The 15,029-nt window shown below is 71.6% G+C and carries 15 protein-coding genes; 11 read left to right on the top strand and 4 right to left on the bottom strand.

Annotated features, from left to right (window positions below):
• Window positions 1–145 precede the first annotated feature (145 nt).
• From QIY60_RS08280 to QIY60_RS08270, 3 genes are read right to left on the bottom strand one after another with little or no spacing between them, the layout of a single operon-like run.
• On the bottom strand, window positions 146–1,252 hold the full coding sequence (locus tag QIY60_RS08280) for a hypothetical protein (RefSeq protein WP_283141820.1): 1,107 nt from the start codon (window positions 1,250–1,252) through the stop codon (window positions 146–148).
• The gene (locus QIY60_RS08275) at window positions 1,249–2,163 is read right to left on the bottom strand and encodes an NAD(P)-binding domain-containing protein (protein ID WP_283141819.1); all 915 of its coding nucleotides are present in this window, start codon (window positions 2,161–2,163) and stop codon (window positions 1,249–1,251) included. Before QIY60_RS08275 ends, QIY60_RS08280 begins: the two co-directional genes overlap by 4 nt.
• Window positions 2,160–3,311, bottom strand: a complete 1,152-nt coding sequence (locus tag QIY60_RS08270; protein WP_283141818.1) for a phosphotransferase — start codon at window positions 3,309–3,311, stop codon at window positions 2,160–2,162. The genes QIY60_RS08275 and QIY60_RS08270 overlap by 4 nt, the downstream gene beginning before the upstream one ends.
• 230 nt (window positions 3,312–3,541) lie before the next feature.
• Here QIY60_RS08270 and QIY60_RS08265 point away from each other — a divergent pair, with 230 nt between their 5' ends.
• From QIY60_RS08265 to QIY60_RS08255, 3 genes are all read left to right on the top strand, one after another.
• Entirely contained in the window at window positions 3,542–4,867 is a 1,326-nt protein-coding gene (locus tag QIY60_RS08265) for a tetratricopeptide repeat protein (RefSeq protein WP_283141817.1), read from the top strand.
• Window positions 4,864–5,202: an ASCH domain-containing protein gene (locus tag QIY60_RS08260; RefSeq protein WP_283141816.1), complete on the top strand. Its 339-nt coding sequence runs from the start codon at window positions 4,864–4,866 to the stop codon at window positions 5,200–5,202. The genes QIY60_RS08265 and QIY60_RS08260 overlap by 4 nt, the downstream gene beginning before the upstream one ends.
• A 110-nt stretch (window positions 5,203–5,312) precedes the next feature.
• On the top strand, window positions 5,313–6,155 hold the full coding sequence (locus tag QIY60_RS08255) for a serine protease (RefSeq protein WP_283141815.1): 843 nt from the start codon (window positions 5,313–5,315) through the stop codon (window positions 6,153–6,155).
• Window positions 6,156–6,205: 50 nt separating this feature from the next.
• Here the strand turns inward: QIY60_RS08255 and QIY60_RS08250 are convergent, their stop codons facing one another.
• Window positions 6,206–7,897 (bottom strand): glycoside hydrolase family 18 protein, encoded by a 1,692-nt coding sequence (locus QIY60_RS08250; protein WP_349253905.1) that lies wholly within the window; start codon window positions 7,895–7,897, stop codon window positions 6,206–6,208.
• A 262-nt stretch (window positions 7,898–8,159) separates the two neighbouring features.
• Here QIY60_RS08250 and QIY60_RS08245 point away from each other — a divergent pair, with 262 nt between their 5' ends.
• From QIY60_RS08245 to QIY60_RS08210, 8 genes are all read left to right on the top strand, one after another.
• The gene (locus tag QIY60_RS08245; RefSeq protein ID WP_283141814.1) at window positions 8,160–9,011 is read left to right on the top strand and encodes a hypothetical protein; all 852 of its coding nucleotides are present in this window, start codon (window positions 8,160–8,162) and stop codon (window positions 9,009–9,011) included.
• A gap of 69 nt (window positions 9,012–9,080) precedes the next feature.
• Entirely contained in the window at window positions 9,081–9,785 is a 705-nt protein-coding gene (gene cpaB, locus QIY60_RS08240) for a Flp pilus assembly protein CpaB (protein ID WP_283141813.1), read from the top strand.
• Between the two features lie 7 nt (window positions 9,786–9,792).
• Entirely contained in the window at window positions 9,793–11,028 is a 1,236-nt protein-coding gene (locus QIY60_RS08235; RefSeq protein WP_283141812.1) for an AAA family ATPase, read from the top strand.
• Window positions 11,025–11,411 (top strand): TadE/TadG family type IV pilus assembly protein, encoded by a 387-nt coding sequence (locus QIY60_RS08230; RefSeq protein WP_283141811.1) that lies wholly within the window; start codon window positions 11,025–11,027, stop codon window positions 11,409–11,411. The genes QIY60_RS08235 and QIY60_RS08230 overlap by 4 nt, the downstream gene beginning before the upstream one ends.
• Window positions 11,408–11,824, top strand: a complete 417-nt coding sequence (locus tag QIY60_RS08225) for a TadE/TadG family type IV pilus assembly protein (RefSeq protein ID WP_283141810.1) — start codon at window positions 11,408–11,410, stop codon at window positions 11,822–11,824. Before QIY60_RS08230 ends, QIY60_RS08225 begins: the two co-directional genes overlap by 4 nt.
• A 17-nt stretch (window positions 11,825–11,841) precedes the next feature.
• Window positions 11,842–13,179, top strand: a complete 1,338-nt coding sequence (locus QIY60_RS08220) for a CpaF family protein (protein ID WP_283141809.1) — start codon at window positions 11,842–11,844, stop codon at window positions 13,177–13,179.
• Between the two features lie 8 nt (window positions 13,180–13,187).
• Window positions 13,188–14,126, top strand: coding sequence for a type II secretion system F family protein (locus QIY60_RS08215; RefSeq protein ID WP_283141808.1), 939 nt, complete (start codon window positions 13,188–13,190; stop codon window positions 14,124–14,126).
• Window positions 14,127–14,136: 10 nt separating this feature from the next.
• On the top strand, window positions 14,137–15,024 hold the full coding sequence (locus QIY60_RS08210) for a DUF5936 domain-containing protein (protein WP_283141807.1): 888 nt from the start codon (window positions 14,137–14,139) through the stop codon (window positions 15,022–15,024).
• The last annotated feature ends 5 nt before the right edge of the window (window positions 15,025–15,029 follow it).

The following is a 15,029-nucleotide window of genomic DNA, read 5'->3' as shown; positions in this document are numbered from 1 at the left end:
GTGTGGTCCTCCTAGGTCGTCAGGGTGCGCCGCAGGGTGGCGAGGCGGCCGCTGATGCGTTGGCTGCGGATGGGGGTCGGGTCGAGGGCGGCGAGCGTGGCGCGGGCGCGGTCCGCGCAGGTGGCTCCAGCCCACCCGCCGCGCGCTAGCGGTCGACCAGTTCGGTGAGCAAGTCGACGTTCGCCTTCACGTCGTGGCCGAGGGTGATCGCGTGCCGGGGCAGCCTGTCCAGGGCCTGGGTGAGGGATGCGCGCTGGACGCAGCCGGTGCCCGCCTCGGGCGGGGTGAGGCTGAAGACGTCCGGGTAGCGGTCCTCGGTGCGGGCATTGAAGTGGTCGCTGTCGGCCACCACGCGTGTTTCGCTCTCGATGCGGGGGGTGGCGGCCGGGTCGATGGACGGGAACAGCAGCCTGGCCGCCCTGCCCTCGGTGGCCAGGGCGAGGCCGAGCCAGGTGACGAGCTGGGACGGGGCGAACTGGGGCTTCAACTCCTTGCCCGAGTCGCTGAACAGGGGCAGTCGGCGTCCTTCGATGAGCGCGTCGGTCACGGCCTGGGCCTGAGTGGGGTGCAGGTGCTCGCCCCGGAGGGTGCGTTCGCGGACGCCGTCGTACAGGCCGAGCGCGTCCAGGAGGCCGAGGCCGACGGCGGCGGCCGCGGGCCACGGCAGGACGTCCACACCGCGCTCCGCACTCGGGCGGACGAACACCCGGTCATTGGCCAGCAGCTGCCACCCGGATCGGGCCAGCAGGAGGGCAGTGGTGGTCTTGCCCGACCCTTTCCCGCCGAGAGCCATGACGGTCAGGCCGTCCTTGACGACAGCCGAGGCGTGCAGGATCGTCCAGCCGTCGACCAGGAGCTTGGAGCGCAGGAGTTCGCGGGCGAAGCGGGCGGCGGCCAGCGCGAGGGGCAGTTCATCGTGGCCGGTGATCCGCAGGTGGCCGGATTCGTACCGGTAGGCCAGGTTGTCCGCGGGCTGGATGGCTGTCACGGTGGGCCCGTCCGCGGCGTACAGCATCGGCGAGTTCGCATAGACGACCTCCTCATGGGGGTGACCGGCGACCTGCCGGGCGATCTCGGCGGTCTCGGCCGGGGCGACGTCGGCGGCCACGACCGGACCGGAGAACGGCGCCGAGGCGGCGCCGGCGTTCCACCAGGGGCCGAAGTAGCTCAGCGCCCAGTCGGTGACCGATGTGGTGTTGCTGGTGACGGTCACCTGGCGGCCGGCGCTGGTGATGCGGGTTGCGTGGCTCACGGAGTGGCCCCTTCCAGGTGGTGCTCGATCAGGCGGTAGGCGGTACGGATCTTGCGGTCGGCAGTGGCGAGCAGCCGCCGCTCGACCGGGTCGAGGTCGGGCAGGACCACCGTGGGGGCGCCGCCCTTGAACCGCAACGGGGTTCCCAGGCAGGTGCCGTCGGGGTTGACGACGGACAGCTCCACCACTGTGTCGGCCAGGCCGAGGGCGGCCCGCAGGGCGGCCAGGACGGCCCCGGCCGGGCCGGAACGGGCCCGGCCCAGACACTGGTTGATGCGGCGCGGCCGGTCCGTCAGTTCGTCGTGGATGGCCCGCAGGGGCACGGCGGTCGGGAGCCCGCCGACCCGGGTCGCGGATGCGCACACCACGGCGGCGTCCCCGTGCTCGCCGATCACCTGTCCCTGGACGGAGTCGACGGGGACGGCGAGGAGGTGGGCGAGGGCGAGCCGGTAGCGGGCGGTGTCGGTCGCCGATCCGACTCCGTACACCCGGGCCGCGCCGGACGCGGCGGCGAACAGCCGGGTCATCACGTCCACCGGGTTGGTGACCACCAGCACGACACCGTCGTACCCCACGAGTCGGCGGCCGAGGGAGGCGATCACGGGGGCGTTGGCGTGCAGTCCGGCCATGCGGATGTCGTGGTCGGCGGTGTTGGTGAACTCCGCCCTCGGGCACACCACCACCGCCTCGCAGGCCCGCAAGGCGGGCACGGTAGTGGTCTCCGCCCGTACGGAGGAGGCGATGACCTCGCGCATGTCCTCCAGATCGGTGACCAGCGCGATGGCGGAGCGCTCGCTGCCGGAGGCGATCAGGAGACGGTCGCACCATCCCGCGGCGGTCAGCAGGGTAGCCACGGTGTGGCCGACGGCCCCGGCGCCGATGATCCCCACCGCGTCGATCCGGCCGGTCACCGCCCGGCCGCCGTCCCGGCGTGCCCGAGGGCGAGCCGCCACACGGCCGGGCCGTCCGCCCGCTCTTCCAGCGCGGCCGAGGCGCGGTCGAGCATCGCGGACACCGCCCCGGCCCGGTCGATGACCTGCCTCGCCTGCTCGGGCAGCGGCAGTCCGGCGGGAGCGGTCAGGTAGGTGGTCAGGATGTTGGCGGTGTCCATCAGCCACAGCACGACCAGTTGCCGCAGCCACGCCGCCCGCGTCTCCCGTTCCATGCTCTGGCCGGCCGCGTCGGCGAACTGGCCGATCCCGCCGAGGACGGCCGCCGTCCCGGCCCCCTGATGCGGGGCGGCGAGCAGGCCGAGGACGAGGCGGGAGACGAGCTTTCCCAGGTCTGATTCTGGGTGTCCCAGCGACATGCCGGGGTCGAGGAACGCCGGGCGGCCGTCCGAGCCGTCGGGGAACACGATGTGCTCGGGCTTCAGGTCGCCGTAGACCACGGCGGCGGGGGCGCCGGTCAGGCGGACCTTCCGCAGCCGGGCCACGACCTCGGCCAGCACCGGCGCGTGGTTGCCGGTCAGCGTCAGGTAGGCGTGGCCGCTGATGCCGTTGAACTTCCGGGCGAACGTGGCGTGCACCGACCGTTCGGGGATCGCGGCCGCCGTCACCAGCGCCGTCACGTCCGCACGGTGCAGGGCGCCCAGCTCACCGGTCACGGTGGTGAGGAGTTCGGCGGTGCGGTACGGGTCCTTCGCGATCAGATCGGCCAGCGTCGGCCCGACGACCGGCTCGGTGAACAGCACCCCGCCCGCGTATCCGGCGATCCTCGGCGCCCGCAACCGGGCCGTGTGCAGGATGCCGTACTGGATTGTCTCCCGTTCCAGCAGACCTCCCGGCGTCGCACTGTAGGCGTCCTGCTTGGCCTTCACAGCCGCCCAGTCGCCCAGCGTGCCGCGCAGGACGGACACGAGCGAGGACCCGAGCAGGGACACCTTCGCGAACATCGGCCGGTCGTCCACGTCGAGCCGCCGGACGTACCCGGTCACGGACGGTACGTGCGGGCCCAGCCCCACCGTCGCGCCCGGCCACAGGGAGTGGGCCGCTTGCTCGATCCGGCCGCTGACGTAGGCAAAGACGTTCTCCGGAACCGGGAAGGGTGCGTTCACCATGCGCTCCTCAAGGGGGAGGTGAGCGGAGGTGCTGATTCGGTCAGTTCCTGTGCCGTTCATGGCCACTCCCGTTTCAGCGTCGGACTCATGACCAACTCCCGGACCCTGTCTGTGCGGGCGTAGTGGGGGAAGGCCGGGTGGTGTTCAGTGAACGCGCGGGTACGGGTCGTGGGGAGGGGCCAGGATGGAGTCCCGCGTAGTCCCGTGGAGTCCAGGAAGGCGGCAACACGATGGCTACGAACCCTGAACTCGCGGACCTGATCCGCCTCGCGTGCGTGGAACGCGGCTGGGGTCCGAGCGACCTCGCGCGGGCCGTGGGGGTCGCCGAATCCGGCGACCCGGCGCGCGTCCACCGCGCCAACGCCCGCCGCTGGATCACCGGGACCAGGACCCCCGACTACTGGTGGCCTCACGTGGCCCAGGTCCTGGGCCTGGACCCCGAGATCAGGGGGACTCGGACCGATACGCTGGGCGTACAGGCATCGGATCCGGAGGACGACACGAAGCGGCGGAACGCGCTGAAGATCGCCGGGTTGACGGTGCTCGACCCGGCGTCCGTTGCTGCCGTCCTGGACCGTGCTGCCGACGAGGTCGCCGAGTTCACCCGGCAGGCCGAGGCGACCGCACTCGGCACCGGCACCCTCGAACACCTCGACTTCGCGATTACCGGCTTCAACGAGGCGTACTCCCTCAAGCCCCCGCACGTCGTGTTCGACGCGGTCATGGACTACCGCCGCAAGGTCGACGCCTTGTTACGAGGCCCGCACACCCACTGCCAGGAACGCGAACTGCTGGCCTGCGCCGGATGGCTGTCCGAGCTGCTGGCCTGGCTCGCCCACGACCTCGGCGACGCCCGCGTCGGCCTCGCCTTCGCCACCGACGCCTACACGCACGCCGAACAGGCCGGACACGGCGAGCTGTGCGGATGGGCGATGGACGCCGCCGCGTCCATCAGCCTCTACGAGCACCGTCCCGACAAGGCCCGCCACGCCGCCGAACGCGGCCTCACCCAAGCTCCCACCACACACCCGCTGTCCGTACGCCTCCATGCCCAGTCCGCCCGAGCGGCAGCGGCCGACGGAAACCACGACGGCTTCACCGTCTCCTTCAACCAGGCACAGGACGCCTACCAGCTGCTGCCGCCCCGCCCCCCACGCCGGTTCGGTATGCCGACCCTGCCTCTCGCGGACTACGCGCTGACCTCCTATCCAGCGAGCGCCCATATCTGGCTCGGCAACGCCGAGCAGGCCCAGCGCGCCGCCGAATCCGCGCTCGCCATCTACCGGACCGCCCCCGCAGCGACCCGGTCCCCGAGCCGCGAAGCGATCGCCCGGATCGACCTTGCCCTGTCCCGTGCCCTGCTCGGTGACCCCGACGACGCCCTCGCCCTCGGCCACCAGGCCCTCGACAGCACGCGCGTGGTGGACTCCGTCCGCAAACGCGCCCACGACCTGGCGGACTTCCTCACCCGCCGCTACCCCCGCATGGACGCGGCGCGGGGACTGACCGAACGCCTCACCGCCCAACCGCAACTCATCCGTGGAGGCGCCCCGTGACCGAGCGGCACATCACCATCCGCAAGCCCTACCTGCGGCTGATCCAGGACGGCACCAAGACGATCGAAGTCCGTGTGGGCTACCCCAGCATGAAGAAGATCACCGCCGGGCAGCTGCTGCGGTTCGTCTCCGGTGACGACTCCTGCCTGACTCGTGTCGTCAAGGTCGTCGAGTACCCGTCCTTCGAGGCCATGGTGGACGCGGAGGACCCGGCCGCCATCGGCGGCGACATGGGCAGCGATGCCCTCATCGCCGCCTGCCGGGAGATCTACCCGCCGGAGAAAGAAGCCCTCGGGGTTCTCGCGATCCACCTGGAACGGGTCCCGGACGTCTGATCCAACTGGCCTGAACTCAACGGTTGCCCACAGGGGTTGGCGCGCCCAACAATGCGCATGACAACTTCAGGAAAACCCATTCCTGAATCCCTTCGGAGGGGAACCCCCACATGAAGAAGCCTCTCGTCGGCGCGGTGCTCGCGCTCCTGCTCGTCGGAGCGGGTGCGGCACCGGTCGTCGCGGCGCCGCACACCCACAGCGGCGCCAAGGCGACGGTCAAGGCGGTCGACTTCGCCGGAACGGTCGCGCTCAGCAACTGTTCCGGGTCGCTGATCCGCACGCCCAACTCGCAGCCGAACGACCCCGCTCTCATCCTCTCGAACGGCCACTGCCTGGAGACCGGATTCCCGGCCGCCGGCGAGGTCATCACCGACCAGCCCTCCTCGCGCAGCTTCTCGCTGCTCAACGGGTCGGGCAGCAAGGTCGGCACGCTGCGGGCCACCAAGGTCTCGTACGCGACGATGACCGACACCGACATCACGGTCTACGAGCTGAGCAAGACGTACGCGCAGATCCAGAGCCAGTACGGGATCGGCGCGCTCACGCTCAACGACCAGCACCCGGTCGCGGGCACCGCCATCAAGGTGGTCTCCGGGTACTGGAAGCGCACCTACAGCTGCAACATCGACGGGTTCGTCTACCGCCTCAAGGAGGGCGACTGGACCTGGAAGGACTCGGTCCGCTACACCTCCGCCTGCCAGACCATCGGCGGCACCTCGGGCTCCCCGGTCATCGACACGGCCACCGGCAAGGTGGTCGCGGTGAACAACACCGGCAACGAGGACGGGCAGCGCTGCACCGAGAACAACCCGTGCGAGGTGGACCAGAACGGCAAGGTCACCGTCCGCTACAAGATCAACTATGCCCAGGAGACGTACACCATCGTCCCCTGCATCGGGACTGGCAATAAGTTCGACCTCGGTCGGCCCGGGTGCACCCTGCCCAAGCCGTAACCGATGAGTTCCCCGCGCCCCCTGTTCACGGGGCGCGGGGAACCTCCCGTTTACGGGAGCGCGTGGACGTGCGGGCCCACCGCGTTCGACCAGGCGTTGCCCGACTTGGCGTCCCAGTTCGTCGACCAGGTCATCGCGCCCCGCAGGCCCGGGTACGTCTTCGACGGCTTGAAGGTGCCGCAGTTGGTGCCGGCCGTCAGGCAGTCGAGGGCCGCGTTCACCACCGACGGCGAGACGTAGCCGCTGCCCGCGCCGCTCGTCGAGGCCGGCAGGCCGAGGCCCACCTGGGACGGGTCCAGGCCGCCCTGGAGCTGGATGCAGGCGAGCGCGGTCAGGAAGTCGACCGTGCCCTGCGAGTAGACCTTGCCGTCGCAGCCGTTCATCGAACCGCTGTTGTAGTACTGCATGTTGACGACGGTCAGGATGTCCTTGATGTTGAGCGCCGTCTTGAAGTACTCGTTCGACGTCGACTGCATGTCGATCGTCTGCGGCGCCATCGTGATGACGAGCTTGCTGCCCGCCTTCGAGGACAGGGACTTGAGCGCCTGCGTCATGTACGTGGAGTTGAGGCCGTTCTCCAGGTCGATGTCGACGCCGTCGAAGCCGTACGTCTGCATCAGCGAGTAGACCGAGTTGGCGAAGTTCGTCGCCGAGGTGGAGTCGTTGACCGACACCGTGCCGTTCTGGCCGCCGATGGAGATGATCACCGACTTGCCCGCCGCGTGCTTGGCGGCGATGTCCGCCTTGAACTGGTCGACGGTGTAGCCGCCCAGCCCGTTGGTGTCGAGGTTGAAGGTCACCCCGCCCGGCGTGCCGGTGGCGTCCGCGAAGGAGACCGCGATGATGTCGTAGTTCGCGGGCACGTCGCTGATCTTCTGGACGGTCGCGCCGTTGTTGAAGTTCTGCCAGTAGCCGGTCACCGCGTGCTTGGGCACGGTGCCGCCGCCCGGGTTGCCGCCACCGCCGGAGGTGGTGCCGGTGACCGCCGCCGACTTGGGCGACTCGCCCGCCGCGTTGGTCGCGGTCACCTGGAACTGGTACGCGGTCGAGGCGCTCAGTCCGGTCACGGTCGCCGAACTCCCGCTCACCGACTGCACCTTGGCGCCGTCGCGGTAGACGTTGTACCCGGTCGCGTTGGAGACCGCGCCCCAGGACAGGTCCACGGACGAGGACGTCACCGAGCCGACCGCGAGGCCGCCCGGGGCCGCCGGGATCGTCGGGGCCGGGTCGCCGCCCCCGCCGCCGTCCGGGCCGAAGACCGAGATGTCGTCGGCGTAGTAGGCGGGCTGGCCGTACCAGCCGTGCGTGTAGACCTGCACGGACGTGGTGGAGGCGCCGGTCCTGAAGCTGGTGGAGAGCTGGTTCCAGCCCCCGCCGGTGCCCGGCGTCCAGGTGGAGACGTCGCCGGTGCCGGTCCCGGTGGCGCCGAGGTACACGTACGAGCCCTGGACCCAGGAGCTCAGTGTGTACGTCGAGTTGGGCTTCACGGCGACCGTCTGGACGCACTGGCCGGTGTCGGAGTTGGACGGGGTCGCCTTGAGGGCGGCGGCTCCGCCGTGCACCGGCGAGGAGACGGCGGCGCCGCTCCCCGCCGTACAGCTCCAGTTGGCGAGCCCCGACTCGAAGCCCGCGTTCTTGGCGTTGTTGACGTCCGCCGCGTGGGCGGTGCCGGTGAGTCCGGCTATGGACAGGGCGCCGGCCGCGGCCACGGCCACGCCGATTCTGCCGCCTGCTCGTTTCACTTGCTGCCTCCGGTGGGGGAGTTGGGAGGTCGGTGGGGAGGTGGGGCGCGCGCTGTGCGGACAAGCTGGTCCAGACCTGCGTACAAACTGGTCCAGACCAATCGGCTTGTCAAGACCTCTGGCGCCCCTCGTGGCATCACAGAAACGAGAAGACTGTTCACCCGCAGCTATCTCCTGGATACAGTGCTGCTTCAGGAGGGAAGTGCGGTGATCACTTACGGCTGAGGGGGCCCGCCACGGGCCGAGGGAACGGGGACTTGATGTGCCAACCGCGATAGCCGTCACCAGCCCGGACCTGGTGTTACCTGCGGCCGATCCACACACGCCCCCGGCGGCGGTCTTCTCGTCCCCGGACGTCCAGCCGCTCGACGACGCGCTCGCCCACGCGCACCGCCTGCTCGACCTGCACGGCCATCTCGTCGTCCTGTACCCGGAGTCGCTCCCGGCCGCCCACGAGCAGCGCCTCCACACCGTCCGCTCGATCCTGGAGAGCGACCGGATCGCGCTGCTGAGATCGCCGCTGCCGCCGCTCGGCCTGGCCGTGCTCGCGCGCCAGTTGTGCCAGCTGTCGGTGTGCGACTTCAGCCCCGGCGTGCTCGCCTCGGCCGCCCGCCTGCTCGCGCACTACGTCCACGCGGGCGCCGTGCTGAACTCGGTCACCCGGCTCGACCGCGTCCCGGTCGGACTCAAGACGCACGCCAAGTCCTGGCTGCCCGGCAGCCAGTTCGCGGTGCTCGCCCACCCGGTCCCGCAGCTGGTCAGGATCGGCACGGGCGACCTGGAGGGGCCCGACTACGCCTGCCACCTGCTGGTGGCGAGCGCGGCGGCGCCCTCCGAGTGGGTCACCGCCACGCTCGCCGCCGGCTGGCAGGTCGGGGCCGTACTGGAAGCCCCGCTGCCGGGGTACTCGCCCGGGTGGTGGGGGACGGCCAAGCTCACCGAGTTCGCCGCCCATCTGTCCGACCTGTCCGTGCTCTACCAGCTCGTGGCGTCCGTGCGCCGGGAGTCGTGCCGGTGGTGCGGCATGGAACTCATCGGCGACCGCTGCGGGTTCTGCACCTCCCCCGTCGCCGCCCCCGAGCTCCAGCTGCCCGCGGGAGGCACGTACAGCTAGCCGCCGCGCAGCCCGCCCGGTGGCCCTTGTCCGCTCAGTCCCACGTCATCGAACGAGGTCGTACGGTCAATGAACTCCCGTCAGCGCCGTGGCGTCATCCTTCTCCTGGTCTCGGTCCTGTGCGCCGCCGGCGCCTTCGCCGGGGTCCTCTCGGTGATCCATGACGCCAACTCGAAGGTCGGCCCCGAGGTGACGGCGTACCGGGTGAAGAAGGACATCGCGCCCAACACGGAACTGAATGCGAGTCAGTTCAGCAGGACGAGCATGCCGAAACGGTGGCTCTCCGACAACGCCGTCACCGACCTCGCCACGATCCGCGGGAAGGTCGCCGTCACCACGCTCAGAGAGGGCTCGCTGCTCCAGTCCGACATGGCCGCGCAGCGCCCCGAACTGCGGCCCGGGCAGCAGGAGATCGCCATCATGATCGACGCGTCCACCGGGGTCGCGGGCAAGATCCAGCGCGGCGCCTCGGTCAACATCTTCGCCACCTTCGCCGCCGCCAAGCAGGGCGACACCCCCCAGTCGAAGATCATCGTGGCGGGCGCCAAGGTCCTCGACGTCGGCAAGCTCACCCCCCTCGACCCGGGCCGCGACGACCGCAACAAGAGCACCGAGGCGGTCCCGATCACCTTCGCCCTGGGCACCCTCGACGCCCAGCGCGTCGCGTACGCGGAGTCCTTCGCCCAGCACGTGCGGCTCGCGCTCGTCGCCCCCGGCAGCGACCCCTCGGTCCCGCCCGGCGACCGTACGTACCGCCTCGAAAAGGACCAGTGAGGTTCGGATGACCACCAGGATCCTCCCGGCCGTCGCCGACGCCGACGCCGCCCGGTCCGTCACCACCCTGCTCAGCCAGCTCCCCGACGCCGAACCCGCCGCGCCCGTCGCGGACTCGACCCAGCTCCTGGACACCCTGGCCCGGCTCGCCGGGGACTCCCTGGACGAGCTGCCCGAGGTCGTCCTCGTGCACGAGCGCATCGGTCCCGTCCCCGCCCTCGACCTCGTCCGCGAGGTCGCCCTGCGCTTCCCCGCCGTCGGCGTCGTCCTGATCACCTCCGACGCGGGCCCCGGCCTCTTCGCCGCCGCCATGGACTCCGGCGCGCGCGGCCTGGTCACCCTGCCGCTGCACTACGAGGAGCTGGTCAGCCGGGTGCAGGTGGCCGCCCAGTGGTCGGTCGGGGTCCGCCGCCACCTGGGCGGCGGGGGCGAGGCCTCCAGTGGCCCCGGCGGCACGGTCGTCACCGTCACCGGCGCCAAGGGCGGGGTCGGCGCCACCGTCACCGCCGTCCACCTCGCCCTCGCGGCCCGGGCGTCGGGCCGCACCACGGCCCTGGTCGACATGGACCTCCAGTCCGGGGACGTGGCCTCCTACCTCGACGTCCAGTTCCGCCGCTCCATCGCCGACCTCGCCGCGATCACCGACATCTCGCCCCGGGTCCTCCAGGACGCCCTGTTCACCCACTCCACCGGCGTCGGCCTGCTGCTCGCCCCCGGCGACGGCGAGCGGGCCGAGGAGGTCACCGACCGCACGGCCCGCCAGATCCTCTCCGCCCTGCGCCACCGCTACGAGGTGGTGATCGCGGACTGCGGCACCCAGATGAACGGCGCCAACGCCGCCGCCGTCGAGCTCGCCGACACCGCCCTCCTGGTCACCACCCCGGACGTGGTGTCGGTACGGGCCGCCAAGCGGATCGTACGGATGTGGGACCGCCTCCAGATCCGCAAGGCCGAGGAGACCACGACCGTGGTCAACCGGCACACCCGGGCCACCGAGATCCAGCCCGCGCTCGTGCAGAAGGTCACCGGCACCCGGATCACCCGCACCTCCGTCCCCGCCAACTTCAAGGAGCTGCAAGCCGTCGTCGACGCGGGCCGCCTGCACGACCTGGACGCCAAGTCCACGGTCAAGCAGGCGCTGTGGACGCTCGCGGGCGAGCTCGGCCTGGTCAAGGGGGTGGGCCCGGCGCCGGAGAAGAGCGGCCGTGGCGCCCTCGTGCTGCGGCGCCGGGGGCACGGATGAGGGGCATACGGACGCGGGCCGACCGGGACCGGGGGCAGATCGTCGTCGAGTTCACCGGGATGGTGCCGATCATCCTGGTGACCCTCGCCGCGATCTGGCAACTGGTCCTGACCGGCTACACGTACACCGTCGCGGGGCACGTGGCGGACGAGGGGGCGCGGGCGGGGGCGGCGAAGGGCGGGGGGCCCGGCGCCTGCGAGGCGGCGATGCGCGCGGCCGCCCCGGACGGGTGGGACGTCGGGCCGGGCTGCGGCGGAGGCGGCGACCCCGACGTCTTCACGGCCACCGTCGCGATCAAGGTCCCGGTGCTCTTCCCGGGGGCGCTGTCGTTCCCGTTCACGGTGCACGGGCGTGCGGGGGCGGCGCGGGAGGAGACGCCGTGAGGCGCCCGGGAGCGGGTGTTACGGGAGCGGGCCGCGCGCGGAGCCGCGTACACAAGAGTGACCGCGGCTCCGCCGCCGTCGAATACCTCGGCTTCCTGCCGCTGCTGCTCCTCGTCGCGCTCGCCGGCGTCCAGCTGGGCCTCGCCGCGTACGCCGCCCAGCAGGCGGGCACGGCCGCCCGGGCCGCCGCCCGTACCGGCGCGCAGACGGAACGGGCGGGCGGAGCCGCCCAGGCCGGGAAGGCCGCGGTGAGCGACTGGGTCGGCAAGCGCGCCGACATCGGTGTGGCGGGCTGCCCCGGAGCCACCGTGACCGCCACGGTCACCGTCTCCATCCCGTCCGTCTTCCCCGGCATCGACCACTTCGGCCCGGTCCACAAGAGCGCCACCATGCCCTGCGACGAGAGCAACTGACCGAGGAGGCACGCCACATGAGCCTGCGGGCCCGTATCACCGCCCCCGAGGAGACCCGGGGCGGCGAGGGCGACGCGCATCTCGTCGCCGCCTACCGGGGCAAGCTCCTGGAGGAGATCGACCTCGCCGAGATGTCCTCGCTCGCCGCCGCCGAGCGCCGGGCGCGGCTCGAACGCGTCCTCGGCCACATCCTCAGCCGCGAGGGCCCGGTGCTGTCCACCGGCGAGCGGGCCCAGCTGATCCGCCGGGTCGTCGACGAGGCGCTGGGCCTCGGCGTACTGGAACCGCTCCTGGAGGACGCCTCCGTCACCGAGATCATGGTCAACGGCCCCGACCAGATCTACGTGGAGCGCGGCGGGCGGGTCGAGCGGCTGCCGATGCGGTTCGCCTCGCACGAGCAGCTGATGCAGACCATCGAGCGGATCGTGTCGACCGTCAACCGCCGGGTCGACGAGTCCAACCCGATGGTCGACGCGCGGCTGCCGTCCGGCGAGCGCGTCAACGTGATCATCCCGCCGCTCTCGCTGACCGGCGCGACCCTCACCATCCGCCGCTTCCCGCGCTCCTTCACGCTCCCCGAGCTGATCGCCTTCGGCTCGCTCGACCAGTCCATGCTGATGCTGCTGGCCGGGCTGATCCAGGCGAAGTTCAACGTGATCGTCTCCGGCGCCACCGGCACCGGCAAGACGACCCTGCTCAACGCGCTCTCCGGCCTCATCCCCGAGCACGAGCGCATCATCACCATCGAGGACTCCGCCGAACTCCAGCTCCAGCAGACCCATGTGATCCGCCTGGAGGCCCGCCCGGCCAACGTCGAGGGCAAGGGCCACGTCTCCATCCGCGACCTGGTCCGCAACTCGCTGCGCATGCGCCCCGACCGGATCGTGGTCGGCGAGGTGCGCGGCGGCGAGTCCCTCGACATGCTCCAGGCGATGTCCACCGGCCACGACGGCTCGCTCGCCACGGTCCACGCCAACAGCGCCGAGGACGCCCTGATGCGGCTCCAGACGCTGGCCTCCATGTCCGAGATCAAGATCCCGTTCGAGGCGCTGCACGACCAGATCAACTCGGCCGTCGACGTCCTGGTCCAGCTCACCCGGCACGCCGACGGCTCCCGCCGGGTCACCGAGATCGCCCTGCTCGACTCGCACGGCCGCGACCCCTACCGGCTCGCCACCGTCGCCCGGTTCGACCCCCGCCCGATGGCCGCCGACGGGCGCGTCCACGGCGAGTTCCGCCACTTCCCGCTCCCGCGCCGCGTCGCCGAACGGCTCTACCTCGCGGGCCAGCCCGTCCCGCAGGCGTTCGGCATCGCCTCCTTCGACGAACAGCTCGCCACCCGAGAGGCCAGGTAGCACCGCCCATGTCCGCACTCACCCAGCTGACGATCGGGGTCACGCTGCTCGCCTGCACGGCGGCGGTCGTCGGTGTGCACGCGTACGCCACGGGCCGCGCCCAGCGCCGGGCCCTGGTCGAACGGCTCTCCACCGCCGGGGAGCTGCCGCCCGCCGGACGCCGGCGGCCCTTCGCCGGGGTGGACCGCAGGCTGCGCCGCACCGCCGTCGGCAAGCGCATCGAGCGCAAGCTCGCGGTGACCGGCCTCGACCTCACCCCCGGCGAGTTCTTCGTCTACGTACTCGCCGGAGTCGTCGGGCTGTGGGTGGTGGCCGCCTCCGTGCTCGCCTCCTTCTTCGGCCCGCTCGCCGCGCTGGCCGGTCTCTGGGCCGCCAACACCTTCCTGAACTGGCAGCGCACCCGGCGTACGGAAGCGTTCATCAACCAGCTCCCCGAGATCTCCCGGGTGATCGCCAACGCCACCCAGGCCGGGCTCGCCCTGCGCACCGCGATCGCCATGGCGGCGGACGAGCTGGAGGCCCCGGCGGGCGACGAGCTCAAGACGGTCGCCGACCAGCTCGCCGTCGGCCGCACCCTCGACGACGCCCTCGGCGAGCTCGCCCACCGGTTGCCCTCGCGCGAACTGGTCGTCCTCGTGTCGACGCTGATCCTCTCCAACCGGGCGGGCGGCGCGGTCGTCAACTCGCTGCGCAACCTCACCACCACCCTGGAGGAGCGCAAGGAGACCCGCCGCGAGGTGCGCACCCAGCTGTCCCAGGTGAACACCACGGCGTACGCGGTCCCGGCGATCGGGGTCGGTGCCATGCTGCTCGTCAACCAGATCGCACCGGGCTCGCTCGCCAAGATGACCGGCACGTTCCTGGGCCAGGCCGCGGTCGTCGTCGCGCTCGGGCTGTACGCGCTGGGCTTCGTCGCGATCCGCCGCATCTCGAAGATCGACGTCTGAGGGGGCGGGCATGGAACTGATCCTGGGACTCATCGGCGGGCTCAGCGTCCTGGGCGCCTTCGAGGGCGTACGGATGTACCGCGCCGAGGCCAAGCTCCCCGGCGACCTGGCCCTCGCCCTGGAGGTCGGCGCCACCCGCACCACCCGGACCGGCGGCGCCATCGACCGCCTCGGCATCCGCTACGCCCCGCTCGTCCTGCGGCTGATGGGCCCCAAGCGCGTCGGCGAGAAGCGCCGCAAGATCGACATGGCGGGCAACCCCGGCGGCCTGACCATCGACCGGTACGCGGCGCGGCGCGCGGTGTACGGGGCGCTCGGCGCGGTCGGCGCGGTGGTGATGGTCTCCGGCGGCAACTACCTGCTGGCCCTGCTGATGGTCGCGTTCGCGTACTACTGGGTCGAGGTCGGCATCTGGGCGGCCGTCCGCCGCCGCCGCGACGACATCGAGCGGACCCTGCCGGACTTCCTCGACGTGCTGGCCGTGGTGGTCTCCGCCGGGCTCGGCTTCCGCCAGGCCCTGGAGCGGGTCGCGGAGAAGTACGAGGGGCCCTGGGCCGACGAGGTGCGGATCGCGCTGCGGCAGATGGACATGGGCGTCAGCCGCCGCCAGGCCTTCGACGACCTGCGCCGCCGCAACGACTCCGAGCAGGTCGCCATGTTCGTCACGGCGCTCCAGCAGGGCGAGGAGCTGGGCGCGCCCATCGTGGACACGCTGATAGCGATCGCCACCGACATGCGCCGCACCGACGCCCAGAACGCCCGCCGCAAGGCCGCCAAGGCGGTGCCCAAGGCGACGCTGATGGTCACCACGTTCATGGTGCCCGCCACCATGATCCTGATGGCGTCCGCGATGCTGCTCGGGTCCGAGGCCGACATCGGCTCGCTCACGGGGAAGTGAGGGGT

The sequence above is a fragment of the Streptomyces sp. BPTC-684 genome, from assembly GCF_030028635.1.
Classification (GTDB): domain Bacteria; phylum Actinomycetota; class Actinomycetes; order Streptomycetales; family Streptomycetaceae; genus Streptomyces; species Streptomyces noboritoensis.
The sequence above is the reverse complement of the archived record's forward strand: the minus strand, read 5'-3'. Positions and strand labels throughout refer to the sequence as shown.